This window comes from Haloarchaeobius amylolyticus (assembly GCF_026616195.1).
GTDB lineage: Archaea > Halobacteriota > Halobacteria > Halobacteriales > Natrialbaceae > Haloarchaeobius > Haloarchaeobius amylolyticus.
In genome coordinates this window covers 227,028-244,306 of record NZ_JANHDH010000001.1, presented here as the reverse complement: position 1 = coordinate 244,306, position 17,279 = coordinate 227,028, and the positions used below count along the sequence as shown (strand labels likewise).

The window sequence follows — 17,279 nt, the reverse complement described above, 5'->3', positions numbered from 1 at the left end:
CCCGTTGCATGTCGTCGGATAGTTACTTCAGACTCGGCGACGTACCGAATGAAGATGGCTGACACACGCCGCACCCTCGACTACCTCGGACTGGTCGCGCCCACGCTCGCACTGGGGACGCTGTTCCTCGCGACCGTCGTCGACCCGAAGTTCGACTGGGCCACCCGGTCGCTGTCCAGCATGGGCGAAGCCACGCCGCACCCGCTGTTCGCGCTCGGGTCGGCCGACCAGCTCGCCTTCCTGCTGTTCAACGGCGGTCTGCTGCTCGGCGCGGCCCTCGGCCTGCCCTTCGCCCTCCGGCTCTGGCGACTCGCCCGGAACACCGCCGAGCGCGTCGGCGTCGGTTTCCTCGTCGTCGCGCTCGTCGCCATGGCCGGGGTCGGCATCGCCTACCTCGACGGGCCGGTGGCCAGCCTGCACTTCCTCGCCGCCGTCTCATTCTTCCTGTTCGGCACCTTCGCGCTGCTCGCGTACGGGACCGGGACCGTCCTCGCGGGCGAGGCACGCCGTGGACTCGCCGTCCTCTGGGGCGGCATCGGCCACCTGCTCGCGTGGGTGCTCTGGGTCGTCCTCGAGGCGCTGGCGTTCACGGGCGACGGCGACACCTGGACGTACTTCGCGGTGCCCGAGGCGGTCGGCGCGGTCGTCTTCGGCGTCTTCGTGTTCACGATGGCGCGCCGGGACCTCCAGGCCGCGACGACGCCCGCACCGGGCGAACCCGACGGCGAGCAGACCGCCTGAGTCGCACAATCAGTCCGCTTCTGCCGCACTGGGCGTCGGGTCCGCCCACGCCTGGAACTCGTTGATGTCCTCGTCGGTCCCCGCGACGATGGCGAGGTCCCCGTGCTGTATCTCGAACTCCGGCTCGATGTCGGTCAGGACCTCGTCGCCGCGTTCGACGGCGACGACCGTGACGCCGGTCTTCGCCCGCACGTCGAGTTCCGCCAGCGTCCGGCCGGCGAGGGCGGGGACCGGCGACCGGACCAGCCCGATCTGCGTGTCGAGCGAGATGACGTCCTCGCCGAGGACGATGGAGGCGAGCATCCGGCCGGAGACCGTCGTCAGCGCGAGCACGTAGTCCGCGCCGGCACGGTACATCTTCGGGATGCTCTCGGCGGTCGAGGCCCGGACGACGAGTTCGACCTCGGGATTGAGTTCGCGGATGACCAGCAGCGCGAACACCGCCGTCGTGTCGTCTGGCAGGGTGACGATGGCGGTCCGCGCGTTCTCGATGCCGGCGGACTGGAGGGTCCACTCGTCGAGCGCGTCGCCGACCACGTCCACTCCCGGCCGCTCCTCGATGTCGACCAGCGTCGTCGGGATGTCGCGGGTGGTCAGGACGTCGGTGACGGTCGACCCGACCTCGCCGGCCCCGACGACGACGACCTCGCCGTGGCTGTGGTGGCGCTTCGCCGACCGGGTCATCTCGGCGAGCTTCGTCAGCTGGTCCTCCGTGCCCGCGGCGAGGACGACCGTCCCCTCGTCGAGGGTGGTGTCGGGCGACGGTGGCGACTCGAACTCGCCGCGGTCCCAGACGCCGATGAGGTTCGCCCCGGTCTGCTCGCGGATGCGACTCTCCTCCAGCGGGCGATTGCACACCTCGCTGTTGCGCTGGACCGACAGCTCGGCGATCTCGAAGTCCCGGTCCGAGGGGATGGCCGACTGCATCGACCCGTCGTCGAACTCGGTCGTCACCCGCTGGGTCACCTTGTCGGCCAGGCTGCGCCCGAGGATGTGCTCGGGCGAGATGACGCGGTCCGCACCCGCGTAGCGGTGGTACTGCTCGTTCTCCGGGCGCTCCAGCAGGCTCACGATGGGCACGTCGCCGGCGCACTCGCGCGCCGAGAGGATGATGCTCGCGTTCTCCTCGTCGGTCTGGTCGGCGACGACGGCCCTGGCATTCCCGGCGTGGGCCGCCGCCAGCGTGTCGGTCTGTTCGGGGTCGCCGTGGAGCACCGACCGGCCCGCGGCGTACAGGTCGGTCGCGAGTTCCTCGTCCTTCTCGATGATGACGTAGTCCACGTCGCGCTGTTCGAGCTCCTCGACGAGCGTCGCACCGTGCTCGGTGTAGCCCGCGATGAGGACGTGCTCGGAGAGCTCGTCGATGGTCGTCGGGGCCTGCTGGGTGAGGCGAGCCTCGAACAGCGGGACGACGAACAGCGGCAGCGCGGCGAACACCGCGAGGACGCCCGTGAACTGCATGACGATGACGAACAGGATGGTCACGGGATGTGACCAGATGTCCGAGTCCTCGCCGAACCCGGACAGCGTCATCGACTCCACGACCACGTTGAGCGCCTCCCAGAACGTCCGCGGGGTGCCCTCGAACTGCCCCATCACGACCATGTACACGGTGGTGTACACGATGATGATCGCTGCCAGTGTGAGCAGGAACAGCACGAGACGGCGTCGCTGGTCGTCCATCTGGTTGGTCGAGCAAAGGAAGGTGAGTGGTAAGAAGAATTCGGTCAGGGCAGGCGGACGGGGCGAGTGCGGGCGCGCAGCTAGTTCGAATCAACGACGCGCTTCGGTCCTCGACCCTTGAGCGTCCCCGACTCGTTCGATATCTCGGTCCGTCGGAACCGCCAGACGCGCCGGCCGTCGCCGCCCTCGACCACGTCGACCTGCTTCAGCCCGGTCTTGATGCAGTCCCACCAGCCGTCCGGGGAGCCGTACTTCGCGGGGAACTCCTCGTACAGTTCGTCGACGAAGTCGGAGCGACGGGCCGACCCGACGTCCTTCAGGTAGGCCAGTGCGGCGCCGACGGCCTCGCGACGGGGCTCGGTCTTCTCCTCGGAGCGACCCGGCACCTCGATGTCCGCGAGGTCCGCGATGTCGGCTCCGAGCGAGACGTCGCTGGTCGTGGTGCTGATGGTGGTGTTCGAGCTGTAGCTGAGCCCGGTCGTCGGGTCCCGCCCGAGTTGCTCTCGTGTCTGGGCGACGGCCCGGCGGGCGAACTCGTCGAGGCGCTCGCCCTCGACCCCGCTGAGGACGCCCGCGTGGGTGTCGAGGTCCTCGTCGGTGAAGCGTTCGACGCGCTCGGGCGCGAAGTTCCCGCCGAGGCTGCGGTGGTCGGTGTCGTCGCCGCCGGAACTGGAGACCACGACCTCGCCGGTCCCGCGCCGGCGGCTGCCGCCGTCGGCCTCGGCCTGCTGGCTGCCCGTGTCTGCCCTGCCGCCACCATCGCCGCCGGTGGCGTCCGAATCCGCCTGTCTCTCCGCTTCGAGCTCCTCGACCCGCGCCTGGTACTCCGTGAGCAACTGGTCGCGTTCGGTCCCCTGCTCGATGGCCGCCCGGTTCCCGATGATCCACGTCAGGTACTCCTGGACGTCCTCGAAGCCGAGCAGGTCGGTCTCCATATCGAGCTTCTGCAGCGTCTCCTCGGTGAGGTCGAGGCGGAGGGTCGGCATTCATCGGCGAATACGACCGAGCATTACAAAAACCATTGTATGCCAGTCGTCTGACGCCCCGGCTGAGCCGGGTTCTCAGGTCCACAATAACGCTTAAATCTGGAACTATCCAACAGGCACCCATGCACAAGGACGAACTTCTCGAACTCCACGAACAGATGGTGCTCATCATGGAGTACTTCGAGGAGCAGAACGACATCCCGGACGAGATCTTCGAACAGTACCACGGCCTCAACGTCGACCCCTCCGACGTCCACAAGTCCAAGAGCGAGCACAAACACGCCGTCTTCGTCCTCGGGAACGCCCTGGCGAGCGCGATGAGCGAGGACGAGTTCTCCAGCGCGGGTCGCATCCAGAAGCGGATGGAGGAACTCGCGGACGACGCCGAGTCGAAGATTTAACTTTCTAACACGTCCGGCTGGCTGAACCGCGAGAATCCCCGGAAACTATTTGTTCCGCATCCGGTTTTAGCCAGTATATGGACTCGCGCACGGTAGAGCGCGTCGAGGGCTGGGACTCCCGGCCGTTCCCAGGCGGTTTCGACGAACTTCGTGGCCTCGCGGACACGGAGTTCACCGGGGCCGTGACGGCCGGGACGACGTGGCTGTTCATGCTGAACGGCCGCGTGGTCGGCGTCTTCGACGGGACTATCGACGATTACGACGATGCACCGGGGACGGCCTACGAGGCCCCACACCCCTCGTTGCCGCTCCTGTTCGCGATGCGGGAGCGAGGCGGCGAGGAACGTGCGAAGTACTACACCAACGACACACCCATCTCGGAGGCGGACTCGACGCTCACCTCCGGGAACTTCACGGGCTACATCGAACTCTCCGAGAACGTCCTCTCGGGCGACTACTACGTCGTCTACTACGGTGGCCGGTCGATGAGCTGTGCGTTCGTCGGCAACCAGGAACGCCTGCTGACGGGCGACGAGGCGTTCGACCGTGCCGACGACGAGGTCGGCATCTACACCGTGATGGACGTCGAGATCGACGTGGTCGACATCCCGGGCGACCCGGAACCCGAACCCGAACCGGACCCGGAGCCCGCCGACGACCCGGCCACGGACGCGACCCCGAACGGTGGGGCGGGCGTGACCACCCCGGCCGAGGAGCCGGAGGCGACGCCGGCACCGCCGGCCGAACCGGCGGACGACGACCCCGCGGGCGGGGCCGAACCGATGCCGAGCGCCGACACCACGACCCGCGACCCGGTCCCCGAGCCCGACCCCGCGGACGCGGAACCCGAGCCGGACCCGGAGCCAGCGACGGGCGCCGACCCCGTCACCGAGGCCGAGCCGGCACGCGGGGCGGAGCCAGCGCCCGACCCCGACACCGAGCCCGCCGACGGGCGAGCGGACGCCGGCCGCCGGGCCGACGCCGCGTCGGCCGAACCGACTCCCGATGCCGGGGCCGGGACGCCCGCCGAACCGGCTCCCGAACAGCAGTCCGACGACGAACAGTGGGAGGCGGTCTCTGACGAGGTCGACGCCGACCCCGTCGAACTCCCCGACGAGGTCCTCGAGGCGGTCGAGGCCGAGACCGAGGAGGACACCGACCCCGTCTTCCAGGAGGAGGAACAGTGGCGCAAGACCCGTTCCATCCCCTCCATCAACCCCGACCGGTCCGCCGAAGGTGACAGTCAGGGGGCGTCTGCGGCCGCGACCGAGGCCCGCAAGTCCCGGGCCCAGCGACGGAGCGGCGGGACCCAGCCCCCGCGAGAGATGGGTGGCTCGGGCTCGGACCGGAGCCAGTCCCAGGGCGGCTCGTCACAGCCGGCCGGGAACCAGCCCGCGACCGACCGGAGCCAGCAGTCCACCCAGACTCCGCAGAACACCGGCCGCACCGACGCGGGCCGGAGCCGGTCGAGCAGCGACGAGCCGCTGGAGCGCGAGATGCTCGAGCGCGAGGACAAGATCGACAGGCTCCAGCAGCGCCTCTCGAACGTGGAGGAGGCACGCGACGAACTCGAGGAGGAGCGCGACCGACTCCAGTCCGAGAACGAGCAGCTCCAGCAGACCGTCGACCGGCTGGAGGCGGAGGTCGCCGACCTCGAGGCGGAGATCGCCGACCTCGAGGCCGAACTGGCCGACGCCCGCGGCGCGGCCGCGACCGCCAGCGTCCAGTTGAGCCCGCGCGAGGCGCTCGAAGGGACCAACCTGTTCGTCCGCTACAACTCGAAGGGCGACGCCACGCTGGAGTCCGCTCACGCGGGCGAGGCCAACGCCGAGGCGGTCCACGGGAACCTGCGCCTCGAACACCACACCCAGTTCGACGCGGCCGACGCCGCGGTCGACGGGCAGGCGTTCGAGGACTTCCTCGTGAACACCATCGAGTACCAGTTCGTCGAGTGGTTCGTCTACGACCTGCTCTACGAGATCCGCGACACGGGCAACGCCAGCGCGATGTCGGACCTCTACGACGCGATTCCGGAGGCCGACCGTGCCGAGCTCAACGGCTCCGTCTCGCTGCGCTACGACGAGAACGGTGAGGAACACCGCGAGCAGACCACGTTCGACGTGGTCGTCCGCGACCGGATGGGCAACCCGCTGGTCGTGGCGAACCTGAACGACTCGCGCGACCCCGCGACCGAGGACATGATGGTCGACCTCGAACAGCGCGCCTCGCGAGTGAAACAGACGAGCGACCAGCTCTCGGGAGCGTTCCTGGTCACCGCGAGCTTCTTCGACCCTGGTGCGCTGGAGACGGCAGCAGAGGCGACGAGCGGGAGTTTCCTCAGCCGGGATTCGAAGAAGAGTTTCGTGAAGCTCTCACGAAAGTCCGGCTATCATCTCTGTCTGGTGGAGACTCGCGGCGGGGAGTTCCACATCAACGTCCCGGAGCTCTAGCTTTCGACTTCGGCCGCGCCTTCGATCTTCATGCCCTCCATCTTCTCGACGATCTCGTCGATCTTGCCGTCGAGTTCGTCGACGAACTCGGAGGTCCGCTCGGTCGTGATGGCACCCTGGCTCGACGGCTCGATGAGGTTCTCCTCCTCGAGGACGCGCAGGGAGTAGCGGACCTTGTGGTGGGGGTACCCGGTCTCGTTCGACATCTTCACGATGCCGATGGGCTCGTTCTCGATCACCATCTTCAGAACCTGCAGATGGCGTTCCAGCATATCGACTTCCTTCTCCAGTCGGTCTATCATGGCATTTGTTAACTTGTCTTTGGAGGTTTTAAACCTTGCTGTCGCAATGGCATACGAGAAGGGGGAATCGGATGGTTGGCGGAAGGCGGTTATATGTCTTTTGTTCACTGGGAACGGTTCACATCGACCGTGAACGACTCCGGCAATACTTCACGACGCTCGACGGACCGAAATCGGTTTACCGGGAGCCTCGGAATCCGTGTCTGTAAATGACCGTAACCATAGTCGGGTCGCAGCTGGGCGACGAGGGCAAGGGTCGTGTCGTCGACCTCTACGGTGACGGTGCCGACGTGGTCGTCCGCTACCAGGGCGGCGACAACGCGGGCCACACCGTGGTCGAGGGCGGCACGGAGTACAAGCTCTCGCTCATCCCGAGCGGCGTCATCCGCGGCAAGATCGGCGTCCTCGGGAACGGCTGCGTCGTGAACCCGGCAACGCTGTTCGACGAGATAGACGGACTGCGAGAGCGGGGCCTCGACCCCGACGTTCGCGTCGCAGAGCGTGCACACGTCATCCTCCCCTACCACCGCGTCCTCGACGGTATCGAGGAGGACGCCAAGGAGGAAGACGACCTCTCCGCAGGGACGACCGGACGGGGTATCGGCCCGACCTACGAGGACAAGGCCGGCCGCCGCGGCGTCCGCATCGGTGACCTGCTCGACCCCGACGTGCTCCGGGCACGACTCGAGTACGTCGTTCCCCAGAAACGAGCGCTCGCCGAGGACGTCTTCGGTATCGAGACGGGTGAGGAGTTCGACATCGACGCCCTGTACGAGCAGTACCGCGAGTACGGGCGTCGCATCGAGGAGGAGAACATGGCCGTCAACGGTGGGTCGTTCCTCGCGGACCGCATCGCCGAGGGCGACGAGGTCATGATGGAGGGCGCACAGGGGACGAGCCTCGACATCGACCACGGCAGCTACCCCTTCGTCACGTCCTCGAACCCGACCACCGGCGGTGCCTGTACCGGGACCGGCCTGCCGCCGACGGCCGTCGGGCAGGGCGAGGTCATCGGTATCGTGAAGGGGTACCTCTCGCGCGTGGGCACCGGCCCGATGCCGACCGAACTCGGCGGCGTCGAGGGACAGACCGCGGGCTACACCGGCGGCGACCCCGACAGCGAGGAGGAGCAACTCGCGACGTACATCCGCGACGAGGGTGGCGAGTACGGCACCGTCACCGGCCGACCACGCCGCGTCGGCTGGCTCGACATCCCGATGCTCCGCCACGCCGCCCGCGTGAACGGCTTCACCGGCGTCGCGGTCAACCACGTCGACGTGCTCGCCGGCATGGACGAGGTCCAGGTCGGCCACTCCTACACGCTCGACGGCGAGGAGCTGCTGACGATGCCCGCGACGACCGAGAAGTGGGCAGAGTGCGAGGCGAACTTCCGCACCTTCGACGGATGGGAGTCCGTCGACTGGAGCGCGGTCGAGGAGTGGGCGGACCTTCCGGAGAACTGCCGGACCTACCTCGAGTACATCTCCGAGGAACTCGACGCGGACATCTACTGCGTCGGGATGGGCCCGGACCGCGAGGACACGCTCGTCCTCGACAGCCCGTACTGACCCGCTGCCGACCGCTTCGCGGCTTCTTTCGTGGCCGATGAGGCCGGCGACATCCGCTACGGGAGCCGTCCCTACCGAGTACCGGGTCGGCCACGTCCCACCTCGCCGTCTTCCCGAAACCTTTTGCTCTCGGTGCCCAACTGCCCCGGTATGAAGGAATCCCTGATGGACATCCTCTGCTGTCCGATGGACAAGGGCGAACTCGAGCTGGAGATCGACGAGCAGAACGAGGACGAGGTCCTCACGGGGACGCTGGTCTGTGCCGACTGCGGCGAGTCCTACCCCATCGAGGACGGCATCCCGAACCTCCTGCCGCCGGACATGCGCGACGACGTCCCGGCCTGAACACACTACACTGACTTCTCACGCTCTCTTCGCATGGCACGTGACGCGCTCCCGGTCGACATCAGCAAGGACGGGCTCCACAGCATCAGCCCCACCGCCGACTCGTTCGAGACGACGGGGCCGTTCACCGTCACGCTCCGGAACCACGGGCGGGCCGTCCACGTGCACTGCAACCTCGACGACGACCTGGCGCGAGTGGCGCGGCTGCCCGAGACGAACCACTTCGTCGAGACCGACTCGGAGGTCTCGTTCCCCGTCGACGTGCAGGCGGGCGAGCGCCCGGTCTCCGGCCGCCTGAAGATCGTGACGGGCTACGGCGCCGAGGAGCACTACGTGCCGGTCACCATCACGGAGCCGAAGCCGGTCGGACCGCCGTCCGAGCGCACCAGCGACGAGGCGACGCCGGCGTCGGAGACGGGGAACCCCGGCACGTCACTCCGCGACGCCCTGCCGGTCGACGAGTCGCTGCCCGTGCTGGTGCTCGCTGGCCTCGCGCTCGTGCTGGCGCTCGGGGCCGCGGCGACGCTCGCCAGCCTCGAGGTGTTCCTCGGGCTCGCGGTCGTCGTCGTCGGCGTGGCGGTGGCACTCTGGATACTGTTCGTCTGACCCGCCGAAAACGAAGGTCCCCGACTACTCCTCGTCGCCGGTCTCGACGCCACAGAGGTTCCCGTGGTCGTCGAACCGTTTTGCCCGCAGGTAGCGCGCCCGGTAGCGGTTCGCACCCTCGTACACGTCGGCCTCGCGGATCTCGTCGATGCGGCCGTCGGCGACGGCCGCGATGATGTCCTCGACCTGTTCCTTCTCGCTCGGGGTCAGGTCGAACTCGTAGGTGTGCTCGTGCTCCTCCTCGAGTTTGGTCCACTTCCGCGAGGCGGCGACGACCAGCGAACAGGGCTCCCGGCAGGGGAACTGCCCGTCACCGCCGGGCGCGTCGAGATGGTCGTCCTCCTCGTAGTGCCACTCGCGGCGTTTGAGACACTGGGAGTCCACACAACAGGACTCGGCGACCCAGTCGACGGCCTCGCGCGGGAGCTCGGAGACGATGCCGTAGATGCCGGTCTGGCGCTCGGTGGTCTCGTGCCAGTGGCTCACGTCGAGGTTGCCCTGCTGTTCGCGGTGCCAGTTGGCGACGGTCGCGGGGTAGAGCGAGTCGACGACCGTCAGCAGCTCCTTGCTGGTCAGGTCGGGGAAGACGAAGCCGCCGGGGAGCGACGGGGCGGTCCGCAGGGGCCGGTAGCGCCCCTTCGCGTCGTACTTCGCCAGCTCGCGGGCCTCGCGCGGGTCCTCGTGGACCGCGAGGTCGGCGCGGTCGGCGTCGGCGTCGTCCTCGTGGCGGACCTCGTAGCGACGGTAGCCGACCTCGCCGAGGGCGACCGAGATGTGGACCTGCCCCCACTCGGTGACGAGGTCGCCCTCGTGGGCGTCCTCGTGGGCTTCCACGTCCCGCATGGCCGCGTAGCGTTCCGGGACGGTGTGGGACTCGGCGGCCTCGAGCTTCCGCAGGAAGGCACGACGGGCCGTGTCGTGGCCCTCGACGACCGTCTCCCAGTAGTGCCAGTTGGTCACCCAGTCGGCGTTGGCCGTACAGACGCGGTGCAGTTCGTCCTCGGCGAGGTGCTTGCGGGTGAGGTCCGGTACCGAGAAGACGTAGCCGTCGTCCTCGTAGCGGACCTCGAGGCCGTCGAAGTCGATGGGCCCCTCACGGACCGCGTCGAGGAGGGCCTCGAACTGGTCGTCCTCGATGGTGGCCTCGCCTGTCACCGCCATCGTCAGTCACCCATCGCCGGGACGCCACCGGTCGCGTCGCGGACCTTCTCCAGCGCCCGGGTCACGTCCGCGCCGGCCTCCTGGGCACGTTCGAGGACCACGTCGGCCATCAGGGCCTCGGTGCCGACGGCGCCGGCGTACCAGATGCGGTGCCCGTCGACCTCGGCGGGCGTGTCCCAGCCCTTCCGGTAGTCGTCGGTCAGGCCCATGTCCTCGGGGATGTCCTCCTGCGTGTGGTAGCCGTCGGCGATGAACAGCGGGACGACGACGACGTCCTCGCTTTCGAAGAAGTCGGTCACGTCGTCGACCTCCGGCTCCTCGTCCATGTACAGCGCCTGCACCTCGTCGAACCGGCCGGTAGCGCGGATGCGGTCGGCGTGGTACTCGATGGCCTTCGCGGAGTTCTCGTTGCGTTCGGTGCCGTGGCCGACGACCGCGAGGCCGACGCCCTCGCCCACGTCCGGGTCCCCCGTCACGGTCTCGGCGCGCTTGACGATGACGTCGGACATCGCGTCGTGCGTGCCGACCGGGCCGCAGTAGTGGATTGTCTTGTCGACGTCCTCGGCGTGGAGCGTCGCCTGGGAGGCGCTCGTGCCGTCGGAGTCCCACAGGTCGGGGTCCCAGTCGTCGAGCCGGAGCTCGCGGGGGATGACCTGCTCGGTGAAGTAGCCCTCCGAGATGAACATCGGCACGACGAACACTTCGTCCGATTCGACGGTCCGCAACGCCTCGCGGAAGCTCGGTTCCTCCTTCCAGAACGCCTCGCGCACCTCGTCGAAGGCACCAGCCTCGCGGATGGTGTCGGCGTGTGCGTACGTCGGCGTGCTGGACTCGGGATTCAGGTGTGACCCGTGTGCCACGATGACCAGCGCTTGCATACCCGTCCCTGAGGAACTGGAGGCCTTAGGGGCTTCGTCTCCCGGAAAAGCGTGGTCGTCACTCAGCGTCGTGGGCCACAGAAAATCCCGACGGAATCCAGCTCCCGTCTCAGCGTGCCGGTTCGGTCTCGAACGTCGATTCGAAGTCCGCCTGCGAGGTCGGGACCAGCAACAGCACCTCCCCACGGCGGGTCTCGACCAGTTCGCGCCCCGTGTCCTCGTCCCACAGACACGAGGTCCACCGCCCCGCCTCGAGCTTCTCGACGACCTCGGAGGCCGTGTAGTAGCGACCGTTCGAAGCGACGAAGACCGACATCCCTACCGGACGCTCGCTGGTGCCAGTTCGCGCTGGGCGATCTCGCCTTCGGCGTCGGCCTCGATGGTCGCGACGCGGTCCTCGACGGTCTGGAGCGTCCCGTCGATGATGCAGGGTGCGACGTGGACGACCTCGCCGTTCTCGTACTCCGCGAGCGCGAGCGTCGGCAGTTCCTGGACGAGGTAGGATTCGTTCACCAGCTGGGAGTCCATCATCCGCTTCTCGAAGAACTGGTCGATGGTCGCGTCGTTCCGCTCTGCCCACGTGCGGAAGTCGGTGACGCGGTCGAGTATCTCGGTCCCCTCTTCGGTCCGGGCGGCCATCGTCGAGAGGCCCACGCGCTTCCCCCACAGGCGCGCGGCCACGTCGTCGAAGTAGCCGGCTTCTTCGAGGGTCTCGAGCGAGTCGAGCACCGTCGCACGTTCGGGCGCGGCACCGAACGGCGAGTGCGAGCGGACCCACAGCTCGGCGGTGCGTGTGTCGGTCGGGTGCGAGTCTGTTGGAGCCACGCTCCTAGATGCTACGGCAACTACCTAAAACGTTCCTGTGATTGGTAAATTATAGCACTATTGTCTATTCTATAGACAGTATATATAGGGTGGCCTGATTGGTCAGGACGACTGCGCAGGAGACGCTCTGAAACGGCTATTCTTCGTCGTTCCGCTCGTCTCCTCGATTCCACACGTTGGTGACAGATTCGCCGTTCGGTGGGGTGTGACTGACATCTTTCATGGTCCGCTTGTCTGCGTTCATGTGGTGATTCATAGCATGGCTCACCCTCATAAGCCTTTCTTGCCAATCATTATAAGTATCAATAGCATATTAACAGCCTTATATCTCTGCGGAGCACCGGACGGCGGTAGAATCGGCCGAACCACCTCGTCCCGTGGAACACCCACCAGTCGTCCGAGGTGTCAACGCATATCCCCGTGCACGCCCTACTCCCGGGCATGGAATTCACGACCGTCCAGGGAGAGCAGGTCCCGCGACTCGGCCTCGGCACGTGGCAACTCGAGGGGCAGGACTGCTACGCGGCCGTCAAGACCGCCCTCTCCGTCGGCTACCGGCACGTCGACACCGCACAGGCCTACGACAACGAGCAGTACGTCGGCAACGCCATCCACGACAGCGACGTCGAGCGCGAGGACGTCTTCCTCACCACGAAGGTCCGCCCGGACCGCTTCGCCCCGGACAAGCTCAAACGCTCGGTGGACGAGAGCCTCCGCAAGCTCGACACCGACTACGTCGACCTGCTCCTGCTGCACTGGCCGAACCCCCTCGTCGACCTCCACGACACCATGCAGGCCATGGCCGACCTCGTCGAGGAGGGCGCGGTGCGCCACGTCGGCGTCTCGAACTTCTCGAAGAAGCGCCTGCAGAAGGCCCAGCGCGTCTCCCCCGAGCCCATCTTCACGAACCAGGTGAAGTTCCACCCCTACAAGCCCCAGCGCGAACTCCTCCGGTACTGCCAGGACTCCGACATCCTGCTCACGGCGTACTCGCCCCTCGGCACCGGCGGCATCCTCGACGACGACGTGCTCCGCGTCATCGGCCAGCAGTACGACAAGACGCCGGCACAGGTCGCCTTGCGGTGGGCGACCCAGCACAGGAACGTCGCCGCCATCCCGAAGGCGACCAGCCGGGAGCACATCGAACAGAACTTCGACATCTTCGACTTCAAGCTCACCCGCGACGAGCTCGACCGCATCGCGCGCCCGGACCCCGTCAAGAACGGGATGGCGTTCGCGAAGGCGACGCTCGGTATCTGACTCACTCTGTAGCCAGCGTTTCACCGAGCAGGCCGGCCACCCTCCCGAAAAGATAGCCCACGACACCGACGGGAACACCGAATCCGATTCCGCCGAGTACCGCCGCAACGACGTACTGTTCCCAGACCGTCGGTGAGCCGTGGAACCCGGCGAAACTCCCGCTCGTGACCGCTGCCGCGGCTACTACCCACGCGACGAAGACGCCCACGAGGAACCCGTCTCGCCTGAATCCGACCGCGGCGGCCAGGAGCAGGCAGCAGCCGAAGAACAGGTACGAGACGGGAGCCATCGAGAGGTCGATCGCGAACAGGAACGCATCGACAAGCACGGTCGCTATCGCGATTGCGACCGCGAGGACGACCACACGCCCACTCTCGTCTCGATTCTGTCCGAAGAGGTTCGTGGTGAGCGTTCGCGGCACGGAGACCATGCTGATACCATGACGGAGAGATGGCAAAAATCGTCGGCCTGAACGCCACGACCACACCGACCGGCCAGCAGGGACCGCACGACACGCCGGACGGAACACTCAACCACCTTCCTTTCGTACGCCCACCCGAACACGCGATGGCCGACCCGGACGACCCGACCCCGACCGGCGAACGCCTCCCCGGCGTCGCGCCGGAGCCGGAGGACGCCGACCGCATCGTCCTCCACGTCGACATGGACTGCTTCTACGCGGCCTGCGAGCGCCTCCGCGAGCCCGAACTCCGCGGCGAGCCGGTCGTGGTCGGGATGGGCTACGAGGCCGGGGACGACGGCGGCGCGGTCGCGACCGCGAGCTACGAGGCCCGCGAGTACGGCGTCGAGAGCGCCCAGGCCATCACGACTGCCCTCGAACGCCTCCCCCGGCGGGCCACCGCCGACGACCCCGCGGACACCGGCTACTACCGGCCGGTCGACCTCGACTACTACTCGGAGGTCGCGAGCGAGGTGAAGGACATCCTCCACGACTGCGCCGACGTGGTCCGGGAGGTGAGCATCGACGAGGCCTACCTGGACGTCACGGAGCGCACCGCTTGGCCGGTCGCCGAGGGCTTCGCCCGCCACGTCAAACAGCGCATCGAGCGCGAGGTGGGCGTCGTCGCGAGCGTCGGGGTCGCCCCGAACATGTCGGCCGCGAAGGTCGCCAGCGACCACGACAAACCCGACGGGCTGGTCGTCGTCACCCCCGACGAGCTCCGCGACTTCCTCGACCCGCTCCCCGTCGAGGAGATCCACGGCATCGGCCCCGTCACGGCACGGAAGCTCCGCGACTCCGGCATCGAGACGGCGGGCGACCTCGCGGCGGCCGACCGCGCCGAACTGGGCGACCGCTTCGGCGAGCGCGGCCGGGAACTCCACGACCGGGCCCGTGGCATCGACGACCGGCCCGTCACGCCGCGGGGCCTGCCCAAGAGTTTCTCGCGCGAGTCCGCGTTCGGGAGTCCCGTGACCGATTCGGACAGGAAGCGCGAGCAGGTCCGGACGCTGGCCGAGGCGGTCGCCGACCGGGCGCGTCGCGAGGGCGCGCTCTACCGGACCATCGGCATCAAGGCGGTCGAACCGCCCTTCGACGTGAACACCCGTGAGTGGTCGCTCCCGGGCCCCGTCGAGGACGAGTCGCTGCTGGTCGAGACGGCGCTGGACCTGCTCACGGAGTTCGCGGACGCCGAGATCCGGAAGGTCGGCGTGCGGGTCTCGAACCTCGAGTTCACCGACCGTGAGCAGGCGAGCCTGGACTCCTGGCCCGGAGGCGGCGGCGAGGAGCGACCGACAGGCGGCAGCGCCGGAGACGCCGACGACCGGGCGGAGGACACCGACGGGGCTGCGCCAGCAGAGGACAACCACTCGGCCAGGGGCGGCCCCGAACTGCCCAGCGGCCAGACCTCCCTCTCCGACTTCTAGGGGCCCGCCGATGCCATTGCATCTATAACCCCCCGCCTCGTTTTCGATGACTGACGAGAGTCTCCTCACTCATGCCCGACGACGAGATGGACTTCTACGACCTCCTCGAACTGGACGAGGACGCCTCCCAGGAGGAGGTCAAGAAGGCGTTCCGGAACAAGGTGCGAGAGTACCATCCGGACCTCAACGACGACCCGAACGCCCCCGCCCAGTTCAACGCCCTGAAGAAGGCGTACGAGACGCTCAACGACAGGTCCGAGCGCAACGCGTACGACCGACTCGGACACAGGGACTACGTCGCCAAGCGGAAGGTCAGTTTCCCCTCGGCGGACATCTGGAACCGGGGCACGAGCAGCAGCACGACGTCCAGTTCGACGAGTTCGTCGACGAGTTCGCGCTCGTCGAGCACCGGCTCCGGGTCGGCCGGTAACTCGCGGTCGTCGCGGAGCAGCCGGTCGCGGTCCGGCCGGTCGAGCAGCAGTCGCTCCGGCAGCAGCAGCCGTTCTGGCAGCAACCGGCGGACACGGACCAGCAGTTCCAGCAGTGGCAGCAGTACCAGCAGTCGCTCGGGGTCGTCGTCCAGCCGGTCCAGTTCCTCGGCGTCGACCTCCTCCGCCACGTCCTCGGCCACCTCCACGTCGCGCAACCGGTCGAGTTCGTCGAGCACGCGGTCGAGCCGGACTGGCGGTTCCACCGGCTCGGGCCGGTCTTCTCGGTCCAGCAGTGCCGCGGACAGCGACATCGGCACCGCCTCTGGGACGGCCTCGGGGTCGTGGACCGACAACGCGCTGTTCAACTGGTGGAACGACCTCAGCCTCGGCTGGCCCCTGATGTTGCTGTCGACGCTGCTGTACGTCGGCGGGCTGGCCCAGTTCGGGCTGGCCTACGCCGACGGCCTCCGCCAGCTGTCAGGCGAACTCGCCGCCGCCGGCACCGACACCGCGGCGCTCTGGGCCGCCCTGTCGTCGACCCGGTACGACATCGCCCAGCCGATGTCGTTCGTGCTCGGGGACGCCGCGCTGGTCGCTGACCCGCCGCTCCCGACCCAGCAGTGGTACGGCGCGCTCGCCGCGCTGGTCGTGGTACCCATCGTCCTGTTCGGCATCAACCGCGCCTGGCGGGCCACCCGCCCGTACAAGTGGGTCAGCATCAACGAACTCGTCGGCAGCTCGCTCGCGCTGGCCATCGCGGCGGCCGCCTTCGGCGGCGTGTTGCTGGCCGGCGCGCTGGTGATGCCGTTCGTGTTCATGGTCATCATCAAACACACGCACAAGGCGAAGAACTTCCGCCCGTCGTACCTGTACGTCCTGGCGGTCTCGACGCCGCTGGCCGGGTTCGCGCTGGACTACGCCGGCGCGGTCCCCTACCTCTACGTCGACCTGCTCACGCTGGTCTTCCCGGTGCTGGCGGTCGTCGTGTTGCTGCTGTCGGCGTTCGTCCGGCCGCGCGTGATGGCCCTGTTCTGAGCTACCCGACGAGGGTCGCGACGCCCTTCGTCTGTCTGTAGTCCGACGCGAGGATGGCGAGCAGTCGCTCCCGGAGCGCGGCCTCCTCCTCGTCCTCCCACTCGCTCGGCTCCTTCACGGGGACGACCATGAAGCCGCGCCCGCGCAGTTCCATCGCGTGCATCGCGTCGACGTCGAGCGGGTCGGGGAATCGATGCCGCAGCGTCGTGTACTCCCGGACGACGTGCTCGATGGCGGTCTCGCCGACGGGGACGAGGATGTGCGCGTTGATGGCACGCAGTTCCGCGTCGAAGTAGCGCTCCAGCTCCCAGTAGTCGTCCTCGGTCGGCGCCTTTCCCGCGGGCAACCGCGGGAAGAACAGGTAGCTCAGGTAGAGGTTCTCTGGGACCGGCGCGTCCGCGTACTCGTCCGCCAGGAAGCCGGCGTCGTGCAGCACCCGCTGGAGTCGCTCCCCGCTGGGCGACGCGGTGAACGGGACGCCGGTCGACTGCCCGCCGTGGACGCCGGCGTGGTCGCCGATGACGTGGAAGTCCGCGTTCGCGTCGCCGTAGCCCGGGACCGACTCCGGCCCGCCGTCGGCCGGCAGGAACCGTGCCGGCGGTTTGAAGCCGAACGGGTTCGACACCCTGTCAGTGACGTTCTCCACGGATGTGATATCGTCAGGTCAGTTTTTAACCTTCTCGCTCAGCGACGATACTTGGGCCGGCCACGTCGCGTCGT

The 17,279-nt window shown here is 67.9% G+C and carries 20 protein-coding genes and 1 pseudogene; 10 read left to right on the top strand and 11 right to left on the bottom strand.

What is annotated here, in order from left to right:
* The first annotated feature begins 54 nt into the window (after positions 1-54).
* Entirely contained in the window at positions 55-741 is a 687-nt protein-coding gene (locus NOV86_RS01270) for a DUF998 domain-containing protein (protein ID WP_267639412.1), read from the top strand.
* Between the two features lie 9 nt (positions 742-750).
* Here the strand turns inward: NOV86_RS01270 and NOV86_RS01265 are convergent, their stop codons facing one another.
* Both NOV86_RS01265 and NOV86_RS01260 read right to left on the bottom strand, forming a co-directional pair.
* A complete protein-coding gene (locus NOV86_RS01265; RefSeq protein WP_267639411.1) occupies positions 751-2,424 on the bottom strand; it encodes a potassium channel family protein in 1,674 nt (557 codons plus the stop codon).
* 80 nt (positions 2,425-2,504) lie between these two features.
* Positions 2,505-3,410 carry a hypothetical protein gene (locus NOV86_RS01260; RefSeq protein ID WP_267639410.1) on the bottom strand — a complete coding sequence of 302 codons (906 nt, stop codon included), beginning with the start codon at positions 3,408-3,410 and terminating at the stop codon, positions 2,505-2,507.
* A gap of 122 nt (positions 3,411-3,532) precedes the next feature.
* On the opposite strand from NOV86_RS01260, the gene NOV86_RS01255 reads away from it, so the two are divergent.
* The gene (locus tag NOV86_RS01255; RefSeq protein WP_267639409.1) at positions 3,533-3,811 is read left to right on the top strand and encodes a UPF0058 family protein; all 279 of its coding nucleotides are present in this window, start codon (positions 3,533-3,535) and stop codon (positions 3,809-3,811) included.
* A gap of 77 nt (positions 3,812-3,888) precedes the next feature.
* Positions 3,889-6,261, top strand: a complete 2,373-nt coding sequence (locus NOV86_RS01250; RefSeq protein ID WP_267639408.1) for a DUF7527 domain-containing protein — start codon at positions 3,889-3,891, stop codon at positions 6,259-6,261.
* Here NOV86_RS01250 and NOV86_RS01245 read toward each other — a convergent pair.
* Positions 6,258-6,563, bottom strand: a complete 306-nt coding sequence (locus NOV86_RS01245) for a hypothetical protein (RefSeq protein ID WP_267639407.1) — start codon at positions 6,561-6,563, stop codon at positions 6,258-6,260. The genes NOV86_RS01250 and NOV86_RS01245 overlap by 4 nt on opposite strands.
* A 209-nt stretch (positions 6,564-6,772) precedes the next feature.
* Between NOV86_RS01245 and NOV86_RS01240 the strand changes: the two genes are divergently transcribed.
* From NOV86_RS01240 to NOV86_RS01230, 3 genes are all read left to right on the top strand, one after another.
* Positions 6,773-8,131 (top strand): adenylosuccinate synthase, encoded by a 1,359-nt coding sequence (locus NOV86_RS01240; protein ID WP_267639406.1) that lies wholly within the window; start codon positions 6,773-6,775, stop codon positions 8,129-8,131.
* Between the two features lie 150 nt (positions 8,132-8,281).
* Positions 8,282-8,476, top strand: a complete 195-nt coding sequence (locus NOV86_RS01235; RefSeq protein ID WP_267639405.1) for a methytransferase partner Trm112 — start codon at positions 8,282-8,284, stop codon at positions 8,474-8,476.
* Positions 8,477-8,509: 33 nt separating this feature from the next.
* Complete coding sequence (locus tag NOV86_RS01230; protein WP_267639404.1) at positions 8,510-9,082, top strand: DUF7524 family protein; 573 nt, start codon at positions 8,510-8,512, stop codon at positions 9,080-9,082.
* 24 nt (positions 9,083-9,106) lie between these two features.
* Here NOV86_RS01230 and NOV86_RS01225 read toward each other — a convergent pair whose 3' ends face one another.
* The 5 genes from NOV86_RS01225 to NOV86_RS23420 all read right to left on the bottom strand — a co-directional run bounded on the left by NOV86_RS01225 (position 9,107) and on the right by NOV86_RS23420 (position 12,190).
* Complete coding sequence (locus tag NOV86_RS01225; protein WP_267639403.1) at positions 9,107-10,243, bottom strand: DR2241 family protein; 1,137 nt, start codon at positions 10,241-10,243, stop codon at positions 9,107-9,109.
* Positions 10,244-10,245: 2 nt separating this feature from the next.
* A complete protein-coding gene (locus NOV86_RS01220; RefSeq protein WP_267639402.1) occupies positions 10,246-11,121 on the bottom strand; it encodes a CbiX/SirB N-terminal domain-containing protein in 876 nt (291 codons plus the stop codon).
* A 109-nt stretch (positions 11,122-11,230) separates the two neighbouring features.
* Positions 11,231-11,437: a hypothetical protein gene (locus NOV86_RS01215; RefSeq protein ID WP_267639401.1), complete on the bottom strand. Its 207-nt coding sequence runs from the start codon at positions 11,435-11,437 to the stop codon at positions 11,231-11,233.
* Between the two features lie 2 nt (positions 11,438-11,439).
* Positions 11,440-11,946: an HTH domain-containing protein gene (locus NOV86_RS01210; protein ID WP_267639400.1), complete on the bottom strand. Its 507-nt coding sequence runs from the start codon at positions 11,944-11,946 to the stop codon at positions 11,440-11,442.
* Positions 11,947-12,082: 136 nt separating this feature from the next.
* On the bottom strand, positions 12,083-12,190 hold the full coding sequence (locus NOV86_RS23420; protein WP_497007453.1) for a DUF7989 family protein: 108 nt from the start codon (positions 12,188-12,190) through the stop codon (positions 12,083-12,085).
* A 197-nt stretch (positions 12,191-12,387) separates the two neighbouring features.
* Between NOV86_RS23420 and NOV86_RS01205 the strand changes: the two genes are divergently transcribed.
* The gene (locus NOV86_RS01205) at positions 12,388-13,206 is read left to right on the top strand and encodes an aldo/keto reductase (protein WP_267639399.1); all 819 of its coding nucleotides are present in this window, start codon (positions 12,388-12,390) and stop codon (positions 13,204-13,206) included.
* A gap of 1 nt (position 13,207) precedes the next feature.
* On the opposite strand, the gene NOV86_RS01200 is transcribed toward NOV86_RS01205, so the two are convergent.
* Complete coding sequence (locus tag NOV86_RS01200; protein WP_267639398.1) at positions 13,208-13,570, bottom strand: hypothetical protein; 363 nt, start codon at positions 13,568-13,570, stop codon at positions 13,208-13,210.
* A 203-nt stretch (positions 13,571-13,773) separates the two neighbouring features.
* Between NOV86_RS01200 and dinB the strand changes: the two genes are divergently transcribed.
* Together dinB and NOV86_RS23180 are read left to right on the top strand one after the other, a co-directional pair.
* Positions 13,774-15,093, top strand: a complete 1,320-nt coding sequence (gene dinB / locus NOV86_RS01195; protein ID WP_267641695.1) for a DNA polymerase IV — start codon at positions 13,774-13,776, stop codon at positions 15,091-15,093.
* Between the two features lie 71 nt (positions 15,094-15,164).
* Positions 15,165-15,308 (top strand): annotated as a pseudogene (locus NOV86_RS23180) (DnaJ domain-containing protein); the annotation flags it as partial.
* Positions 15,309-15,385: 77 nt separating this feature from the next.
* Here NOV86_RS23180 and NOV86_RS01185 read toward each other — a convergent pair.
* Entirely contained in the window at positions 15,386-15,889 is a 504-nt protein-coding gene (locus NOV86_RS01185; protein WP_267639396.1) for a hypothetical protein, read from the bottom strand.
* Positions 15,890-15,923: 34 nt separating this feature from the next.
* Between NOV86_RS01185 and NOV86_RS01180 the strand changes: the two genes are divergently transcribed.
* A complete protein-coding gene (locus tag NOV86_RS01180) occupies positions 15,924-16,559 on the top strand; it encodes a hypothetical protein (RefSeq protein WP_267639395.1) in 636 nt (211 codons plus the stop codon).
* Between the two features lies 1 nt (position 16,560).
* Here the strand turns inward: NOV86_RS01180 and NOV86_RS01175 are convergent, their stop codons facing one another.
* Positions 16,561-17,205, bottom strand: a complete 645-nt coding sequence (locus tag NOV86_RS01175; protein WP_267639394.1) for a uracil-DNA glycosylase family protein — start codon at positions 17,203-17,205, stop codon at positions 16,561-16,563.
* Positions 17,206-17,279 lie beyond the last annotated feature (74 nt).

Coding starts and splice junctions, on each gene's coding strand:
- NOV86_RS01270 (WP_267639412.1), top strand. CDS start 55: ATGGCTGACACACGCCGCACCCTCGACTACCTCGGACTGGTCGCGCCC.
- NOV86_RS01265 (WP_267639411.1), bottom strand. CDS start 2,424: ATGGACGACCAGCGACGCCGTCTCGTGCTGTTCCTGCTCACACTGGCA.
- NOV86_RS01260 (WP_267639410.1), bottom strand. CDS start 3,410: ATGCCGACCCTCCGCCTCGACCTCACCGAGGAGACGCTGCAGAAGCTC.
- NOV86_RS01255 (WP_267639409.1), top strand. CDS start 3,533: ATGCACAAGGACGAACTTCTCGAACTCCACGAACAGATGGTGCTCATC.
- NOV86_RS01250 (WP_267639408.1), top strand. CDS start 3,889: ATGGACTCGCGCACGGTAGAGCGCGTCGAGGGCTGGGACTCCCGGCCG.
- NOV86_RS01245 (WP_267639407.1), bottom strand. CDS start 6,563: ATGATAGACCGACTGGAGAAGGAAGTCGATATGCTGGAACGCCATCTG.
- NOV86_RS01240 (WP_267639406.1), top strand. CDS start 6,773: ATGACCGTAACCATAGTCGGGTCGCAGCTGGGCGACGAGGGCAAGGGT.
- NOV86_RS01235 (WP_267639405.1), top strand. CDS start 8,282: ATGAAGGAATCCCTGATGGACATCCTCTGCTGTCCGATGGACAAGGGC.
- NOV86_RS01230 (WP_267639404.1), top strand. CDS start 8,510: ATGGCACGTGACGCGCTCCCGGTCGACATCAGCAAGGACGGGCTCCAC.
- NOV86_RS01225 (WP_267639403.1), bottom strand. CDS start 10,243: ATGGCGGTGACAGGCGAGGCCACCATCGAGGACGACCAGTTCGAGGCC.
- NOV86_RS01220 (WP_267639402.1), bottom strand. CDS start 11,121: ATGCAAGCGCTGGTCATCGTGGCACACGGGTCACACCTGAATCCCGAG.
- NOV86_RS01215 (WP_267639401.1), bottom strand. CDS start 11,437: ATGTCGGTCTTCGTCGCTTCGAACGGTCGCTACTACACGGCCTCCGAG.
- NOV86_RS23420 (WP_497007453.1), bottom strand. CDS start 12,190: ATGAACGCAGACAAGCGGACCATGAAAGATGTCAGTCACACCCCACCG.
- NOV86_RS01205 (WP_267639399.1), top strand. CDS start 12,388: ATGGAATTCACGACCGTCCAGGGAGAGCAGGTCCCGCGACTCGGCCTC.
- dinB (WP_267641695.1), top strand. CDS start 13,774: ATGGCCGACCCGGACGACCCGACCCCGACCGGCGAACGCCTCCCCGGC.
- NOV86_RS01180 (WP_267639395.1), top strand. CDS start 15,924: ATGTTGCTGTCGACGCTGCTGTACGTCGGCGGGCTGGCCCAGTTCGGG.